At 42.2% G+C, this 16,254-nt stretch carries 16 protein-coding genes and 1 other annotated feature; of the genes, 15 read left to right on the top strand and 1 reads right to left on the bottom strand.

Annotated features, from left to right (window positions below):
- Nucleotides 1-83: 83 nt before the first annotated feature.
- The 12 genes from FFM63_RS03595 (at nucleotide 84) to FFM63_RS03540 (ending at nucleotide 11,813) form a co-directional block, all read left to right on the top strand.
- Nucleotides 84-1,883 carry a glycerophosphoryl diester phosphodiesterase membrane domain-containing protein gene (locus tag FFM63_RS03595; RefSeq protein WP_137608960.1) on the top strand — a complete coding sequence of 600 codons (1,800 nt, stop codon included), beginning with the start codon at nucleotides 84-86 and terminating at the stop codon, nucleotides 1,881-1,883.
- A gap of 246 nt (nucleotides 1,884-2,129) precedes the next feature.
- Nucleotides 2,130-2,636, top strand: a complete 507-nt coding sequence (locus FFM63_RS03590) for a dCTP deaminase/dUTPase family protein (RefSeq protein ID WP_137608959.1) — start codon at nucleotides 2,130-2,132, stop codon at nucleotides 2,634-2,636.
- Between the two features lie 30 nt (nucleotides 2,637-2,666).
- Nucleotides 2,667-4,037, top strand: a complete 1,371-nt coding sequence (gene radA / locus FFM63_RS03585; RefSeq protein ID WP_137608958.1) for a DNA repair protein RadA — start codon at nucleotides 2,667-2,669, stop codon at nucleotides 4,035-4,037.
- A 73-nt stretch (nucleotides 4,038-4,110) separates the two neighbouring features.
- The gene (locus FFM63_RS03580) at nucleotides 4,111-5,265 is read left to right on the top strand and encodes a PIN/TRAM domain-containing protein (RefSeq protein ID WP_137608957.1); all 1,155 of its coding nucleotides are present in this window, start codon (nucleotides 4,111-4,113) and stop codon (nucleotides 5,263-5,265) included.
- Nucleotides 5,266-5,361: 96 nt separating this feature from the next.
- Entirely contained in the window at nucleotides 5,362-6,819 is a 1,458-nt protein-coding gene (gene gltX / locus FFM63_RS03575) for a glutamate--tRNA ligase (protein ID WP_137608956.1), read from the top strand.
- Nucleotides 6,816-7,013, top strand: a binding site (T-box leader). Its footprint overlaps the gene before it by 4 nt.
- 146 nt (nucleotides 7,014-7,159) lie before the next feature.
- Nucleotides 7,160-7,693: a serine O-acetyltransferase EpsC gene (gene epsC, locus FFM63_RS03570; protein WP_137608955.1), complete on the top strand. Its 534-nt coding sequence runs from the start codon at nucleotides 7,160-7,162 to the stop codon at nucleotides 7,691-7,693.
- The gene (cysS, locus tag FFM63_RS03565; RefSeq protein ID WP_137608954.1) at nucleotides 7,686-9,095 is read left to right on the top strand and encodes a cysteine--tRNA ligase; all 1,410 of its coding nucleotides are present in this window, start codon (nucleotides 7,686-7,688) and stop codon (nucleotides 9,093-9,095) included. Before epsC ends, cysS begins: the two co-directional genes overlap by 8 nt.
- Nucleotides 9,095-9,493, top strand: coding sequence for a Mini-ribonuclease 3 (locus FFM63_RS03560; protein WP_137608953.1), 399 nt, complete (start codon nucleotides 9,095-9,097; stop codon nucleotides 9,491-9,493). The genes cysS and FFM63_RS03560 overlap by 1 nt, the downstream gene beginning before the upstream one ends.
- A complete protein-coding gene (rlmB, locus tag FFM63_RS03555) occupies nucleotides 9,483-10,310 on the top strand; it encodes a 23S rRNA (guanosine(2251)-2'-O)-methyltransferase RlmB (RefSeq protein WP_137608952.1) in 828 nt (275 codons plus the stop codon). Before FFM63_RS03560 ends, rlmB begins: the two co-directional genes overlap by 11 nt.
- The gene (locus tag FFM63_RS03550; protein WP_137608951.1) at nucleotides 10,310-10,837 is read left to right on the top strand and encodes an NYN domain-containing protein; all 528 of its coding nucleotides are present in this window, start codon (nucleotides 10,310-10,312) and stop codon (nucleotides 10,835-10,837) included. The genes rlmB and FFM63_RS03550 overlap by 1 nt, the downstream gene beginning before the upstream one ends.
- Nucleotides 10,838-10,903: 66 nt before the next feature.
- Entirely contained in the window at nucleotides 10,904-11,461 is a 558-nt protein-coding gene (locus FFM63_RS03545) for a sigma-70 family RNA polymerase sigma factor (RefSeq protein WP_137608950.1), read from the top strand.
- Nucleotides 11,462-11,570: 109 nt separating this feature from the next.
- Complete coding sequence (locus FFM63_RS03540; protein ID WP_137608949.1) at nucleotides 11,571-11,813, top strand: Veg family protein; 243 nt, start codon at nucleotides 11,571-11,573, stop codon at nucleotides 11,811-11,813.
- A gap of 28 nt (nucleotides 11,814-11,841) precedes the next feature.
- Here FFM63_RS03540 and mscL read toward each other — a convergent pair whose 3' ends face one another.
- On the bottom strand, nucleotides 11,842-12,282 hold the full coding sequence (gene mscL, locus FFM63_RS03535) for a large conductance mechanosensitive channel protein MscL (protein ID WP_137608948.1): 441 nt from the start codon (nucleotides 12,280-12,282) through the stop codon (nucleotides 11,842-11,844).
- Nucleotides 12,283-12,512: 230 nt separating this feature from the next.
- Here mscL and yfmF point away from each other — a divergent pair, with 230 nt between their 5' ends.
- The 3 genes from yfmF (at nucleotide 12,513) to FFM63_RS03515 (ending at nucleotide 16,183) form a co-directional block, all read left to right on the top strand.
- Complete coding sequence (yfmF, locus tag FFM63_RS03530) at nucleotides 12,513-13,775, top strand: EF-P 5-aminopentanol modification-associated protein YfmF (protein WP_137608947.1); 1,263 nt, start codon at nucleotides 12,513-12,515, stop codon at nucleotides 13,773-13,775.
- Nucleotides 13,768-15,069: an EF-P 5-aminopentanol modification-associated protein YfmH gene (yfmH, locus tag FFM63_RS03525; RefSeq protein ID WP_137608946.1), complete on the top strand. Its 1,302-nt coding sequence runs from the start codon at nucleotides 13,768-13,770 to the stop codon at nucleotides 15,067-15,069. The genes yfmF and yfmH overlap by 8 nt, the downstream gene beginning before the upstream one ends.
- A 253-nt stretch (nucleotides 15,070-15,322) precedes the next feature.
- Complete coding sequence (locus FFM63_RS03515; RefSeq protein ID WP_137608945.1) at nucleotides 15,323-16,183, top strand: RodZ domain-containing protein; 861 nt, start codon at nucleotides 15,323-15,325, stop codon at nucleotides 16,181-16,183.
- Nucleotides 16,184-16,254 lie beyond the last annotated feature (71 nt).

Here is a 16,254-nt window from a genome sequence, read left to right as displayed (position 1 = left end):
TTCTCCAAATTTTTCGAAATCATTTTCTTTACGCCTTGTCACAATAAGAATTCGTATCAAGTGTTTGAAAGGAGGGGCAAGAGATGTCTTCATTACGCTTTTTCTTTACTTATTCAAGAGAGTTTTTACGCCATTGGGGGAGTTACATTCTTCTGATCGTTGGAACGAATATCGCTTTAGAAATGATCGTTATTCCTTGCGTTCAATTTTTGATCGCATTTATTTTGCAGCAAGGGAACATCCCTTATGTGTCAAATACAAATATATTAACGATTTTAACGCAGCATCCGGCGGTTTTAGCGGCTTTGTTACTGCTTTTAGCGTTAGTTTTGACTCTGATTTTTTTGCAATTTACTTTTCAGTTATTTGGGATCAAAAGTATTCAAACAAAAGAAGACCGTTCATTGTGGGAGTTGTTTAAACAATCGCTGTATCACATGCGGCATTTGCGTCCAGGAACATTCTTTTTCTTTCTATTTTATTTTTTGCTGATCTTGCCATTTGCCAATGCTATTTTTCGGACGCCGTTGTTGAGCAAAGTGACGATCCCGGTTTTCGTTTTGGAACATTTGAGTGAAAATCTATTGATCCTGCCGCTCTTATTGATTGCTTCATTAGTCGTCACTTATATCGGGATTCGTCTGTTGTTCGTGCTACCGCTGATGATTTTTTCAGATCAAACACCAAAACAAGCAGTCGCTAAAAGCATGGCGCTGACTCATCATCGTTTTTGGCATTATGGTTGGCGGATCTTTATTTTGACGCTGTTTTTAACGCTGGTGTCTTATGCCGGCTACGGCGTAAGTTTTATCGTGCAAGCCATTCTAGATTTGTTGCCGCAGCCGTTTCCGGCAATCGGTGCGATGATCACGTTGACGAGTATCCAATTTTTCAGTCAGCTGATGTTGGCGTGGGCGACTGTTTTATACTTCAGTATCTTAGTTCAAAAATTTTATCCGCTGGTGATCAGCGGGGAACGTCCATTGCAGATGATCCGGCCCAGTTTGTGGACGCGGATCGCGGCGATCATCTTGTGCATCTTTTTTGGCGGCTCACAGCTGTTTAACAATGTCCTTTATTTAGCGGGATTAAAAGATTCTATTCCATTAACGATCTCTCACCGCGGTGTCGATAATGGAAATGGTGTTCAAAATACGATTCCGGCGATGGCGGCTACGATCAAAGAAAAACCAGATTATATTGAGATGGATGTACAAGAAACCAAAGACCATCAATTTGTTGTGTTTCATGATGAAAATCTAAAAAATTTGACTGGTGAGGACAAAACGACGCATGATTTGACTTTAAGCGAATTGCAAAGTCTCCAAGCCGTTGAAAATGGTCACATTGCTCCGATCGCGAGTTTTGATGATTATTTAGCTTTTGCTAATGAACACCAGCAGAAGTTGTTGATTGAAATCAAAACGACTTCTGCCGATTCGAAGCAGATGATAGCTAGGTTCGTTAAAAAATACCAACAAACTATTTTGACTCATCAGCATCGGATACATTCTTTGGACTATGACGTAGTGACTGAGTTGAAACAAAAAGCCCCCAAATTGTATGTCAGTTATGTTTTGCCATACAATTTGGTGTTTCCACAAACGTCGGCTGACGCGTATACAATGGAAGAAACAACGTTGACGGGAGATTTTGTTCAGCAAGCGCATCAAGCGGGAAAAGATGTTTATGCTTGGACGGTCAATGATGCGGATTCGATGGATCGAATGGTGTCGTTGAATGTCAATGGCATTGTGACCGATGATCTGAAAACGTTGCAAAAACAAATCAAAATATACAAGGAAAATCCTTCCTATGCGAAGCGGATCGATATCTATATCAACCGTTTGCCTTCGCTGAGTGAACGAATCAGTGAGCAATAAAATAAGGCGAAAAAAATTCATTAAATTTCCATAGAGTTTTCGTAAAAGATTTTCGAAGTGCCGCCTGCTCTATGGTAGAATAACAATAGATTTCACAATGGGGATCTGTTCCACTTTTCGCAGTTTTCAGCACGAATTAAAGCAATCAATCGAGCGGAAGAGCGCTTCAAGTAGTGTGAGAGTTTCCGAGTTGAAAATAGAGTTGGTTTTCCTAGAAAATCGGTTCTTTATAAAAAGGAGTTTACAATGAAAAAACGAGGTTTTGAAGTGATCGCGGCTTATCAAGATCAGGCGATCAATTTACCGAAACGCGCAACAAAAAATGCGGCAGGTTATGATTTTGAAGCCGCAGAGGATATCGTGATCCCAGCAGTTTGGAAACAAATCATCCAGCATTTCGCCAAAGGTTCGGCTGCCGCTGAAAAAATTGTCAAACCAGTCTTAGTTCCTACCGGTATCAAGGCGTACATGGACCAGGATGAATATTTACAATTGGCCAATCGTTCGAGCAATCCGTTGAAACGTTTTTTGGCGTTAAGCAATGGTGTGGGCGTGATCGATAGCGACTATTACAATAATCCTGATAATGAAGGACATATCATGTTCCAATTTTCAAATTTTGGTTTGACTGACGTTCAAATCAAAAAAGGCGAACGGATCGGGCAAGGAATCTTTTTGCCGTTTCTTAAAGCCGATAATGATGAAGCAACCGTTGAACGGACTGGAGGATTCGGTTCTTCAGACAATCAATAAAAATTTAAACAAACGAGTGAGGCGAATATTTTGGCAAAAAAATCCAAGACCCAATTTATCTGCCAAGAATGCGGGTACGTTTCGCCTAAGTATTTAGGCCGATGTCCTAACTGCGGCAATTGGAATACAATGGTGGAAGAAGTAGAACAAAATACTGAAGATCGGCGCAATCGGGTCAGTCTGACGGGAGAACGCGCGCAGCCTACGAAACTAAAAGATGTCGTTTTTAAAAAAGAAACGCGGGTTCAAACAGAATTAGTCGAATTGAATCGTGTTTTAGGCGGTGGCGTGGTTCCAGGCTCATTAGTACTGATCGGCGGCGACCCCGGTATCGGGAAATCGACTTTGCTACTGCAAGTCTCTCATCAATTAGCGGCAACTGGCGGCAATGTTTTGTATGTTTCCGGTGAAGAAAGTGCGCAGCAAATAAAATTGCGGGCGGAACGTCTAGGTTCAAGTGATACTGATTTTTATTTGTATGCGGAAACGGACATGGGCGAGATCAGTCGGACGATCGAAAATCTAAAACCAGATTATGTGATCATCGACTCGATCCAAACGATGACCCAACCAGATATTTCCAGTGTGGCGGGTTCAGTCAGTCAAGTTCGCGAAACTACCGCAGAGTTGTTAAAGCTGGCAAAAACGAACGGCATTGCGATCTTTATCGTAGGTCATGTAACGAAAGAAGGAAACATCGCGGGACCGCGGATGCTGGAGCACATGGTCGATACTGTTTTGTATTTTGAAGGCGAAAAACATCACAGCTTCCGAATTTTACGAGCAGTAAAAAATCGTTTCGGCTCGACCAATGAAATCGGAATTTTTGAAATGCGAGAAGGCGGGCTAGTCGAAGTCGCTAATCCTTCTCAAGTTTTCTTGGAAGAACGGTTAGAAGGGGCGACTGGCTCAGCAATCGTGGTAGCGATGGAAGGCAGCCGGCCGATTTTAGTCGAGGTACAGGCGTTAGTGACACCAACTGTTTTCGGTAATGCCAAACGAACGACGACCGGATTAGATTTCAATCGTGTCTCATTGATCATGGCAGTTTTGGAAAAACGCGCGGGCTTGCTGCTGCAAAATCAAGATGCGTATTTAAAAGCTGCCGGCGGCGTGAAGCTGAATGAACCAGCGATCGATTTGGCTGTCGCGGTGGCGATCGCTTCCAGTTATAAAGAAAATGGTACGGATGCGACCGAATGTTTTATCGGTGAAATTGGTTTGACCGGTGAGATCCGCCGGGTCAACAGTATCGAACAACGGGTCAAAGAAGCGAGCAAATTAGGTTTTAAGAAAATTTATTTGCCTAAGAACAACATGGGCGATTGGACGCCGCCAAAAGGAATCGAATTGATTCCGGTGGCAACGTTAGCAGAAACATTGAGAAAAGTCTTTCGTTAATAAACGGCAGTGCCAGAGTTGATTTCTGGCACGCCTATAAAAAAATAGTTTGATAGAATTTAGGAGGGATGGCATGCAAAAACGTGTGTTGACAGTAATCGTGTTACTGGTTGGGATCAGCTTAGGAATTACTTTCTTACCAGCGGCATGGACAGCAATTGGCTATGCAGACAACATATGGCTGAATAATTCACTTACGGATGGCCTAATCGGTGCAATTATTTTTTATATTATTTCTTTGGCGATCGTAGAACCAATCTCTGTTGGTGTGAAAAGAATTGAAAAACAATTAAATGAATTCAGCTTGACTTATATTTTATTTGGAGTGGTCGGTGCGATCTTAGGCTTGACCTTAGGGTTGATCGGAACATCACCGCTTTATCAGATTCCGATTCCTTTTATCAATAACGCGCTGCCGATTTTGATTATGCTGCTGCTTGGTTATTTGGGATTTCGGATGGGTACGACACGAATCGATGAACTGAAGAAATTTTTCAGCAGCCGCAATAAAAAAGCTGAAACAAATGAAGGCGAAGTGCTTGAACGCAAAGCCGATGATCATTTTCATAAATACAAAATTTTAGACACGAGCGTCATTATCGATGGTCGAATCTATGATATTGCGAAGACCGGGTTTTTAGAAGGAGTCTTGATGATTCCTAATTTTGTTTTGTATGAATTGCAATACATTGCCGATTCTGGCGACAGTTTGAAACGTGTCCGAGGCCGTCGCGGGTTAGACATCTTGAACGCGTTGCAAAAAGAAGAAGGAATCGTCGTTGAGATGTATGACGGTGATTTTGAAGACATCAGCGAAGTTGATAGCAAGTTGATCAAATTAGCTAAACTATTAGATGGTGTCATTGTGACGAACGATTACAATTTGAATAAAGTTTCAGAGTTCCAAAACGTCGCTGTGTTGAATATCAATGCGCTGGCAAATGCTGTGAAACCAGTCGTGATCCCAGGTGAGAACATGAATGTCTTAGTTGTAAAAGCGGGAACTGAACGACAACAAGGGGTCGCTTATTTGGATGACGGCACGATGGTAGTCGTAGAAGACGGTCAGCATTACATGAACGAACATATCGAAGTTGTCGTGACGAGCGCCTTGCAAACGGCTGCCGGCCGAATGATTTTTGCCAAGCCAGCACATTCAAGCCGCAACATCAAAGATGAATCACCGGATAAAAAATTGGATTACACGCAAGAAAAAGCAGCAAAATAGCGGTGCAGCTTTACTAAACAGTCGATTGATTGTACAATTTGGGTTGAGTAGTAAATGATTTTGATTTGCTAAATAAGCGGGAAAGAGGAACTATATATGTCGAAAATTCGTGTGCGCTACGCACCAAGTCCAACCGGACACTTACACATCGGAAACGCCCGAACAGCTTTGTTCAATTATTTATTTGCTCGCCACAATGATGGAGATTTCATCATTCGAATCGAGGACACTGATTTAAAAAGAAATATTGAAGACGGCGAAAAAAGCCAGCTGGAAAATTTAGCATGGTTGGGGATCGACTGGGATGAATCACCAGAAAATCCTGGCGATTATGGTCCTTACCGTCAATCAGAGCGGCGTGAAATCTATCAACCGTTAGTTGATCAATTACTAGCCAGCAACTTAGCTTACAAGTGCTACTGTACATCTGAAGAGTTGGAAGCTGAACGTGAAGCGCAACGTGCGCGCGGCGAGATGCCTCACTACTCAGGAAAATGTGCAAACTTAACACCAGAAGAACAAGCAGAAAAAGAAGCACAAGGATTAGAATCAGTTATTCGTTTCCGTGTTCCTCGCAATACTAGCTTTGCTTTTGACGACATGGTCAAAGGTGAGATCAGTTTTGAATCTGATAATATCGGCGGCGACTACATCATCCAAAAACGTGATGGAATGCCGACTTACAACTTTGCAGTGGCTGTAGATGATCATTTGATGAAGATCACGCATGTCCTGCGAGGCGATGATCATATCGCTAATACACCAAAACAATTAATGATCTATGATGCATTTGGCTGGCCGCGTCCGATTTTTGGGCACATGACGCTGATTATCAATACTGAAACCGGTAAAAAATTAAGCAAACGCGATGAAAGTATTTTACAATTCATCGAACAATACCGTGAATTAGGCTATTTGCCAGAAGCAATGTTCAATTTTATCGCTTTGCTTGGCTGGTCGCCAGTGGGTGAAGAAGAGATCTTCCCGCAAGATGAATTGATCAAGATTTTTGATACTGAACGTTTGAGCAAGTCACCGGCTGCGTTTGATCAGAAGAAATTAGAATGGGTGAACAACCATTACATCAAAGCACTGGACTTGGATAAATTGACAGAATTATGCTTGCCTTATTTGATCAAGGCTGGTAAAGTCGAAGAAAATCCGACACCCGAACGCAAAGCTTGGGTGAAACGAGTAGTCAGCTTGTATCAACCGCAAATGAGCTACACAGCAGAAATCACTGAAATTTCTAGTTTGTTCTTCCAAGAACAACTTGATTTAGCGGATGAAGCGAAAGAAGTTTTAGCTGGCGAGGATGTTTCAACTGTATTGAATGCATTTAAAGCACAATTAGAAGCGTTGGAAACAGTGGACGCGGCAAGTGTCTTGGCAGCGATCAAAGCAGTTCAAAAAGAGACAGGCATAAAAGGTAAAAATCTTTGGATGCCGATTCGTGTAGCGGTTAGCGGTATGGTGCACGGACCAGAATTACCAGAAACAGTTGAATTATTAGGCAAAGAAAAAGCCTTAGCACATTTAAACCAAGTAATCTAAACATGATGAAGAGAAGAAGTAGCAAGCGGCGATTTTCCAGAGAGACTGCGGGTGGTGAGAGCAGTCAAATCAACGCTTACGAAATGCATCTCGGAGTGGTCTCGGCGATATGTAGCTGGGGACGGTTCACAGACGTTACCTGTTTCAAGGCATAACTGCAAACAAAAGTGGAACCACGTAAAAGCGTCTTTTGAGGAAACTCAAAAGATGCTTTTTTTTCACTAATAAAAGTCTGATGAACAAGAATACATAAAAAATGTCGCAAAAAAATAGTTGTCAAAGTCAGCATTTGAAGAGCTGACAACAGTTAAAAAAAATGAAGGTGAAGGAGTTGAAGTGAATGAACTGGTGGCAAGAAGCGATTACAGCTGCGAAAAAAAATGACCCGGCAGTCAAGTCAGGCTTAGAAGTAGTTCTTACATATCCGGGAGTCCATGCATTATTTTTTCATAAATTTTCGCATTTTCTTTATCGACATCGGCGCTTTTTATTGGCACGGATTCACTCGCAGATTTGGCGCTGTTTGACGGGGATCGAGATCCATCCCGGTGCTAAGATCGCCCCGGGTGTTTTTATCGATCACGGCATGGGTGTAGTAATCGGCGAAACGGCGGAGATTGAACGCGATGTGGTTTTGTTTCACGGTGTGACATTGGGCGGAACGGGAAAAGATACGGGAAAACGCCATCCCACAGTACGGCAAGGCGCATTTATTTCTGCTAATGTCCAAATTTTAGGTCCCGTCGAAATTGGTGAAAAAGCCAAGATCGGTGCTGGAGCCGTAGTTTTAAAAAATGTACCAGCTGAGACGACTGCTGTAGGAGTACCAGCAAAAGTAGTCAGAATAAAAGGAAAGAAGGTTCAACATGATTAAAATACACAATACGTTGACACGAGAAAAAGAACTGTTTAAACCAATTGAAGAGAATAAAGTCCGAATGTACATCTGCGGACCGACAGTTTATAACTATATCCATATCGGCAATGCCCGTAGCACGATCGCATTTGATGTCATTCGCCGCTACTTTGAGTATCGTGGATACGAAGTAAATTATGTATCGAATTTTACCGATGTGGATGACAAGATCATCAAAGCCGCCAAAGAATTATCGATTACTGCGCCTGAAGTAGCGGATCGCTTTATCGCCGCTTTTGAAGAAGATACGGCGGCATTGAATGTGAAACCTGCGACCTTGCACCCGCGAGTGATCAATCATATTCCAGATATTATCGCCTTCATCGAAGTTTTGATTGAAAAAGGCTATGCGTATGAAGCTGAAGGCGACGTCTATTATCGGACGCGCAAATTTGAGCATTATGGTGAGTTGAGTGACCAATCGATCGATGAATTAGAAGTTGGCGCGAGCCAGCGGACAGGTGCTGAACAAGCGATCAAAGAAGATCCGTTAGACTTTGCTTTATGGAAAAGCGCCAAACCAGATGAGATCCATTGGGAATCTCCTTGGGGCGAAGGACGTCCAGGCTGGCATATTGAATGTTCTGTAATGGCGACCAAACATTTAGGCAACACGATCGATATTCATGGCGGCGGTCAAGACTTGGAGTTTCCGCATCATGAAAATGAGATCGCGCAAAGTGAAGCGAAGACCGGTCAACGTTTTGCTAATTATTGGATGCATAACGGCTATGTAACAATTGGCGAGGACGATGCGAAGATGAGCAAGTCACTAGGCAACTTTGTGACGGTTCATGATCTAGTCAAAGAGATCGATCCGCAAGTGTTACGTTTCTTCATGGCGACAACTCAATATCGCCGTCCGATCCGCTACAGTCAGGCGACGATGAAAGACGCACAAGCAAATCTTCAAAAATTGCGGACAGCTTTTGAAAATGCGAATTTCCGTCAAGCGGGCGCTGAAGCAGAATTACCTGATGATCAAGAAAAAGCAGCAGAATTGCAGCACTTAAAAAATCGTTTTATTGAAGAGATGGACGATGATTTTAACGCGGCTAATGGGATCACAGTCGTTTATGAAGTTGCCAAATGGTTGAATCACTATAGCGAACAAGTACATGTTTCCACAGCGATTTTATCTACTGCACTGGATGAATTTCTAAAAATGCTGACCGTATTTGGAATCGAATTTCAAACAGCGGGATTATTGGATGAAGAGATCGATCAATTGATCGAAGAACGCAATCAAGCGCGCAAAGATAAAAACTTCGCTCGCAGCGATGAGATTCGTGATCAATTAAAAGAACAAGGAATTATTTTAGAGGACACCCCGCAAGGCGTCCGTTGGAGACGAGCATAATGACAGATTACAAACAATTGAATGCACTGGCATTGGCTTATGTGGGCGATGCGATTTATGAAACGTATGTCCGAGACCATCTCGTTCGCAAAGGCCAGACACGGCCCAATAAACTGCATCATTTAGCGACTCATTATGTTTCAGCCAAAGCTCAAGCAACACTGATTCAAAAAATGTTGGCTGATGATATGCTGTCAGAAGAAGAGCAAGGGATCTATCGTCGCGGGCGGAATGCTAAAAGTTATACTTCTGCTAAAAATACCGATATCATGACGTATCGAATGTCGACAGGATTCGAGGCGTTGATGGGTTATCTACATTTATTGGAACGGCAGGAACGATTAGAAGAATTGATTACATGGTGTTTAGAGAAAGCAGGTGAAGCAAGTGAAGGATAAAAAACAATGGCCAAAAAATGATCGGCGCAAGCAAAGAAACACACGTCCCAAAGAACGGCACGAACCTGTCGAGGCAGCTGAAGCAGAAGAAAATAACTTTGCTTTCGGTCATCACGCCAGCGTTGAGGCGCTGCAAGCGGGTCGAGGAAATAAATTATTTTTACAAGAAGACGCGCATGGCGATAAAATCGATCTATTAAAAAAATTAGCGAAAGAACAAGCGGTCCCAGTGAAATGGGTACCAAAACAAAAATTAGACACTTTGAGTGACGGCGGTGTTCATCAAGGCGTCGTTTTAGGGATCACGCCTTATGAATATTTGACGCTGGAAGATCTATTAGCAAAAACCTCTTCAGAAGACGCGCCTTTTCTGCTTATTTTAGATAGTTTAGAAGATCCCCATAATTTTGGGTCGATTTTACGAACGGCAGATGCCAGCGGGGTGTCAGGTGTTATCATTCCGAAACATCGATCAGTCGGGATCACGCCGGTTGTGACGAAGGCGTCGACGGGTGCGGTAGAATATGTACCGATTGCGCGAGTGACAAATTTAGCTCAAAGTATCAAACAATTAAAAGAGGCAGGTTATTGGATCTTCGGTACGGACATGGCAGGAACCGATTATCGTCAATGGAAAGTGGCGGGACCAATCGCTCTAATCATCGGCAATGAAGGAAAAGGCATGAGTGCCGGCTTGAAAAAAGAAGTCGATGAAATGCTGACGATCCCCATGACAGGACATGTCCAAAGTTTGAACGCGGGTGTGGCTGCGGGATTATTGATGTATGAAGTTTTCCGAAAGCGAAGTGAACTGTAATGAAAAAACAGTTACTGATTGTTGACGGATACAATATGATCGGTGCTTGGCCAGAATTGGTCACGTTGAAAAACCAAGATCGATTGGAAGAAGCACGGGAAGCACTGTTATTTCGGCTGTCTAACTTTGCCAAGTATCAGGGCTTAGAAACGATTATTGTTTTTGATGCGCAATTTGTTCCAGGGATCACGCAGAGTTATAAAAAATATCAGCTGACCGTCGTTTTTACAAAAGAAGATGAGACCGCCGATAGTTACATCGAGCGGATCGCCGGCGAGCTGAATGATCGCTTGACACAAGTGACAGTAGCGACTAGCGATTTGGCTGAACAATGGACCATTTTTTCTCAAGGGGCACTTCGAACATCTGCCCGTGAATTGTACAAAACGGTCCAACAAACCGAAGCATTGATTGCTGGAGATACTGAAGATACGCATTTTCAAAATTTTCGCCGCAATTCTCCATGGGATAATGAACAATTACAAAAATTGTCGCAAAAATTAGACGAATTGAGCCGAAAAAAATAAATCGGCGAGTATTTTCCCCTGGTCATCCTCTCAACGTGTATGCTTTTGTTGAGAGGAGTGTGGAAAATGAAAGAGACAACGTGTTTGGAAGAAATCGATGGTGTAGCTTTTGAAGAAATATTCAGTCAGTATTTGCCAATTGTTTACAGCATGCAGTCGCGCTATCTGATTCGTGATTTTGAGTCTGATGATTGGCTGCAAGAGGGGCGGATTGCGCTAAACGATGCGTTGCGCAGTTATCGTCAAGGACAAGGAACGACGTTTGGACTTTATTATAAGATGATTTTTGAAAATCGGATTCGTTCTCTTTTGCGTCGTCAGCAGGCCAAAAAACGATTAGCGCAACAACAAGCCGTGTCAATTGAAAAAGTTGGCTTGGAGACTTTCAGCGAGCAGTTCCACTATCATGAGTGTGTAGAAGAAAGCATTTATATCAGCGAGATGTTGCTGAGTGGCGAGGTCGCGCTCTCTTCTTTAGAAAATCGTTCGTTGTATTATTATTTAAAAGGGGAAGAACCTTGGATGATCGCACAGCGATTAGATGAATCTGAAAAGGCGATTCACAATGCGCTGAATCGTGCGAAAAATAAACTAAAGAAAAAACTCAGTGCTGCGAAAATATAAGTTGAATTGAGTGTTCGATTAGATAGACAAAAGTTTGCAAATCTTTTTATCTTATGATAACATTGTAAAGTTTTGGAATTGTGCTATAATGTATATTGAGGTGAACTGTATGCCAACAACTTTAGCGTCTATCAAGAAAAATTTGGAAGATCGGATTGGTGCGCCAATCATGCTCGTAGCTCAAACAGGGCGCAAGCGTCAAACTCAACGCAAAGGAATCTTAACTGAGACATACCCTTCCGTATTTGTAGTTGATTTGGATCAAGAGGAAAATTCTTTCGAACGTGTTTCATACAGCTATTCCGATGTATTGACTCGCACAGTAGAAATCGAATTTCTAGAAGCAATTTAAAAACCATGGAGCAGTTGCTCCATGGTTTTTATTTGTCTTCGCGTGGTGCTTGCGCAGCTTTTTTTTGTTCAACTAAAAGATCGCGAATATCCGCTAAATAATCTTCGGCTGTCGGAATTTGTACTTCGGGAACCACCGCTTCTTTTTTAGCTGCGGTTTCTCTGGCTTTATTCGCAGCTTTAACGATCAAGAATAATACAAAACCCGTGATAATAAAGGTGATCAACGCGCTGACAACATCGCCAAAAGCAAAAGTTACACCATTGACCGGTGTCCAGTCCAAGACAGACATTGCCTCGTTCAAATCTTTTCCTTTAGTGAATAACGAAACGATCAATCCAACTAGCGGCGTGATCAATCCATTGACGACATTTGTTACGATCGCGGTAAAAGCAGTCCCAATGACTACACCAACGGCAAGATCGATGACGTTGCCGCGCATCAAGAACTCTTTAAATTCTTTAAACATCTTGTCACTCCTCTCTTTCTTATTTTCAGTATAGCGAAAGAAGAAAAATTTTGAAATAAAAGCGATCCTCAGCTAGCGCTGATCGCGATTCTTAGTCTATCCCTGTGCTATAATTAGGCTTAGTATGAAGACTAAAAATATCATTTAGATTTTTTAATAAGAATCAGCTTTTTTAGCAAAAAATTGGCTGATCCTGTACAAAAATAAATCTATTAATAAGGAGATTTGTAATGATCGAACTAAAAAAAGGCGTGCGTCTGCACGTTATTCCGACCAAAAAATATAAAACGATTCAAATCTACGGACGTTTTACGACCCGTTTGACTAAAGAGATCATGACTAAACGAGCATTGTTGGCTAATCTATTGGAGACAAACTCGCTGCATTACCCCGACCAAACCAAATTAAGCGGCCAACTGGCAGAACTTTACGGTGCCAGTTTCGGCTTGAACGTTGGGCGCAAAGGAAATTTACACTGGCTAGACATCGGCTTAGGCGTCGTTAATGGAAAATATGTTGACGATCCAACACTTTTACCGGCGGCGCTGGCTTTCTTGAAAGAAGTGCTGTTTTATCCCAATATTCAGGATGGAAAATTTGAAGAGGCTACTTTTCAATTAGAAAAAGAAAATCTGCAAAGCTATATTGAAACGTTGCAAGAAGATAAACAAACACTGGCTTCTTTAAAAATCAAAGAGACTTATTTCACGGATGAAGCACAAAAGTTGCCAAGTTTTGGTACTGTAGCAGCTTTAGCAGCTGAGACTAGTGCGAGTCTGGCAGCTTATTACCAAGCGATGATCACACAAGACCAAGTTGATCTGTTTGTGATCGGTGATGTGAACGAAGCAGAGATAGCAGACTTGTTCCAGCAACTGCCATTTGTTGAACGGGAAGAAAATTCTCCGGAAATTTATTATTATCAGACGCAAGATAATGTGATTCGGGAACAACAAATGCAAGAAGCGGTGATCCAAGGAAAATTGAATCTCGCTTACGCCACAGATGTTTACTATGAAGATCCGGATCGCTTTGCGTTGTTAGTTTTTAACGGTTTATTCGGCGGCTTCCCGCATTCGAAATTGTTTATGAATGTCCGGGAAAAAGCCGGATTGGCTTATTATACGTCTAGTTCGCTAGATACTTTCCGTGGATATTTGCAAGTACAGACAGGTATCAACGGCGACAATCGCGAAAAAGTGCTGCGCTTGATTAATGAACAATTACTTGAATTGCAAGCCGGCAAGTTTACCGAATTGGCTTTCCAACAAACGAAGGCGATGTTAAAAAATCATTACTTGCTTGGTTTAGATAGTATGCAAAATACGATTGAGACAACTTACTTGGCGCACTGGCTGCCGCAAAGTAAACTAACAGATGAAGAATGGCTGAGACATTTGACGGCTGTGACACCGCAAGATGTCCAAAAAGTCGCAAAGAAAATTCGTCTGCAAGCGATCTTCTTTTTAGATGGAGGGCAGCAAAATGGATAAAGTAGCATATCAAAAAATCAATGAGACCTTATATAAAGAAGTTTTACCGAATGGTTTGACGGTCTATCTATTGCCAAAAGCAGGGTATCACAAGACTTACGGTTTGTTTAGTACGAATTATGGTTCAATCGACAATGAGTTTATCCCCCGCGGCGGAAAAGACTATATCAAAGTTCCTGATGGGATCGCCCATTTTTTAGAGCATAAGATGTTTGAAAAAGAAGATGGGGATGTTTTCCAAAAGTTTGGCGAGCAAGGCGCGTCAGCTAATGCATTCACTAGTTTTACACGAACCAGCTATTTGTTTTCTACTACGGATCAATTGGAATTGAACTTGGCGACATTATTGGACTTTGTTCAAGCACCTTATTTTACGGAAGAATCGGTCCAAAAAGAGCAAGGAATCATTGGACAGGAAATCCAAATGTACCAAGACGATCCAAGCTGGCAGCAATTTTTTGCTATTTTGAAAAATATGTATCCCAAGCATCCGCTGCACATCGACATCGCTGGGACGATTGACTCGATCGCACAGATCACAGCTGAAGATCTGTATATTTGCTACAATACGTTCTACCATCCTAGCAATATGACCTTGTTTGTCGTAGGTAATTTGGAACCGGAAGCTTTGATGACTTTTATTCGTGAAAATCAAGCGGCCAAAACATTTGAAGCACCCGAACCGATTCAGCGGCGTTTCCCAGAAGAAACTGTCGAAGAGATCATCAAACTCAGTGAAGAAAAAATGCCGATCACACTGCCGAAAGCTATTGTTGGGATCAAGGGACTAGCAGAACTGCCTGAAGACGATAAAAAACGGCTGATTTTCAAAGTCTCATTGGATTTATTGTTCCAAATGCTGGTGGGTCCGACTTCACAAAATTACTTGCATTTGTACAATGAAGGGCTATTAGACGACAGTTTCGGCTTTGAATTTTCACTGGACCGCAGTTTTTATTTTGCAGATTTTGGCGGAGATAGCGAAGAGCCACAAAAACTGGCGGATCATTTGACTGAGATCTTACAGGGCTTTGCCAGCGATTCAGAAGTTAATCAAGAGAATCTAGACTTATTAAAGAAAAAAATGTTAGGGAAATATTTCCAATCGTTGAATTCGTTAGAATATGTAGCGAATCAATTTACGCAGTCGTTATTTGGTGAATGGACGCTGTTCGATATGCCGGAGATCATTCAAGCCATTGAATTGACCGATGTCTTGGCTGCCGGTGAATTATTCATCAAAGAAGAAGCCTTTACTCGGTTTTATATGGAAAAAGCAGTTAGTTTGGATTAAGTCAGACAAAAACAATTTGAAAAACAAGGCGAAGGGCTGCTGGACTAGTGAGCCCGTCAGCGTCCAAAAGCTGTTTACAAAAAGTCAGTAGGGCAAGGTGAATCTGCAGGCTGCTCCGATCAGTGAAAAAAAGTCTTAAATTTCGTTTCAGACTTACTGAAACGTTATCCTCAGCAAGTTTTTTTTATGGTATCCTTAGACATGTTGAAAGCAGCAAAAATTTCATTATTACGAACTAGGAGTAGAAAATTAAGTGGCTAGTATTAATATTGGAGAAACGTTACGCGAAGCCCGTATCGATAAAAAAATTGGTTTAGATGAACTGCAGCAGCGTACAAAGATTCAGAAACGTTATTTGCTGGCGATTGAAGAAAATGATTTTCAAGCGTTGCCCAGTGAGTATTATTTGCGGACGTTTATTCGACAATATGCTGACGAGGTAGAACTTGACAGCGATTATTTGATCGATGTGCTGGACGGCAAGGATCGGCCGTTGCCGTCGTATCCTGAGCTTGAGACAGTTGACGAACTGAGAAAAAATAAACATGCTGAAAATCCTGCTCATGCTCGTTTCAGAGCGACGTTGCCGATGATTTCTTTAGGGCTTGTAGCGTTGGCTATTATCGCAGTGGTAGGTTATGTGACTTGGCTGGATCATCAAGAGACCGCCATTATCCCAGAAAACAGTTCCGTTCAAGTCGAGCGCTCCGGCGTTTCTTCATCAACGGAACAAGTTTCATCTCAAACAGAGCAAACGACGGAATCCTCTCAAAAACAGGAAAAACCTCAAATGGCCTTTGCGATGGAATCGAACACGACAAATGCAGCGACGATGAAAGTTGAGCATGCGGAGAAACCGTTAAAGATCACGTTTACTGGTAAACAGCGCGTGTGGGTCGGTGTGCAGATCAACGGTACTTTGACTTATCAATATACTTTGCAAGTAGGAGAGTCGCAAACAACAGAACTGCCTGCAGACACTGCACAAGCGGTCATCACAGTTGGCATGGCAAAATATGCAGAAATCAAAGTCAATGATCAAGCGCTTGATTTCCAGCCGGGTGATTCACTGTTGCAAAAGAATGTGACGTTGAACATCGCCTACGCAACTTGATGACGTGTTTAAGCAGCAATCAAGTTGTGGTGCGTTTTCTATAATTAAAGACGACCAGAACAACACACTTT

It is taken from the genome of Enterococcus pingfangensis (assembly GCF_005405205.1).
GTDB lineage: Bacteria > Bacillota > Bacilli > Lactobacillales > Enterococcaceae > Enterococcus_A > Enterococcus_A pingfangensis.
The sequence above is the reverse complement of the archived record's forward strand: the minus strand, read 5'-3'. Positions and strand labels throughout refer to the sequence as shown.

Bases quoted from the DNA above. Each gene is read 5' to 3' on its own strand.
- FFM63_RS03595 (WP_137608960.1), top strand. From the start codon at position 84: ATGTCTTCATTACGCTTTTTCTTTACTTATTCAAGAGAGTTTTTACGC.
- FFM63_RS03590 (WP_137608959.1), top strand. From the start codon at position 2,130: ATGAAAAAACGAGGTTTTGAAGTGATCGCGGCTTATCAAGATCAGGCG.
- FFM63_RS03580 (WP_137608957.1), top strand. From the start codon at position 4,111: ATGCAAAAACGTGTGTTGACAGTAATCGTGTTACTGGTTGGGATCAGC.
- gltX (WP_137608956.1), top strand. From the start codon at position 5,362: ATGTCGAAAATTCGTGTGCGCTACGCACCAAGTCCAACCGGACACTTA.
- epsC (WP_137608955.1), top strand. From the start codon at position 7,160: ATGAACTGGTGGCAAGAAGCGATTACAGCTGCGAAAAAAAATGACCCG.
- cysS (WP_137608954.1), top strand. From the start codon at position 7,686: ATGATTAAAATACACAATACGTTGACACGAGAAAAAGAACTGTTTAAA.
- FFM63_RS03560 (WP_137608953.1), top strand. From the start codon at position 9,095: ATGACAGATTACAAACAATTGAATGCACTGGCATTGGCTTATGTGGGC.
- FFM63_RS03550 (WP_137608951.1), top strand. From the start codon at position 10,310: ATGAAAAAACAGTTACTGATTGTTGACGGATACAATATGATCGGTGCT.
- FFM63_RS03545 (WP_137608950.1), top strand. From the start codon at position 10,904: ATGAAAGAGACAACGTGTTTGGAAGAAATCGATGGTGTAGCTTTTGAA.
- FFM63_RS03540 (WP_137608949.1), top strand. From the start codon at position 11,571: ATGCCAACAACTTTAGCGTCTATCAAGAAAAATTTGGAAGATCGGATT.
- mscL (WP_137608948.1), bottom strand. From the start codon at position 12,282: ATGTTTAAAGAATTTAAAGAGTTCTTGATGCGCGGCAACGTCATCGAT.
- yfmF (WP_137608947.1), top strand. From the start codon at position 12,513: ATGATCGAACTAAAAAAAGGCGTGCGTCTGCACGTTATTCCGACCAAA.
- yfmH (WP_137608946.1), top strand. From the start codon at position 13,768: ATGGATAAAGTAGCATATCAAAAAATCAATGAGACCTTATATAAAGAA.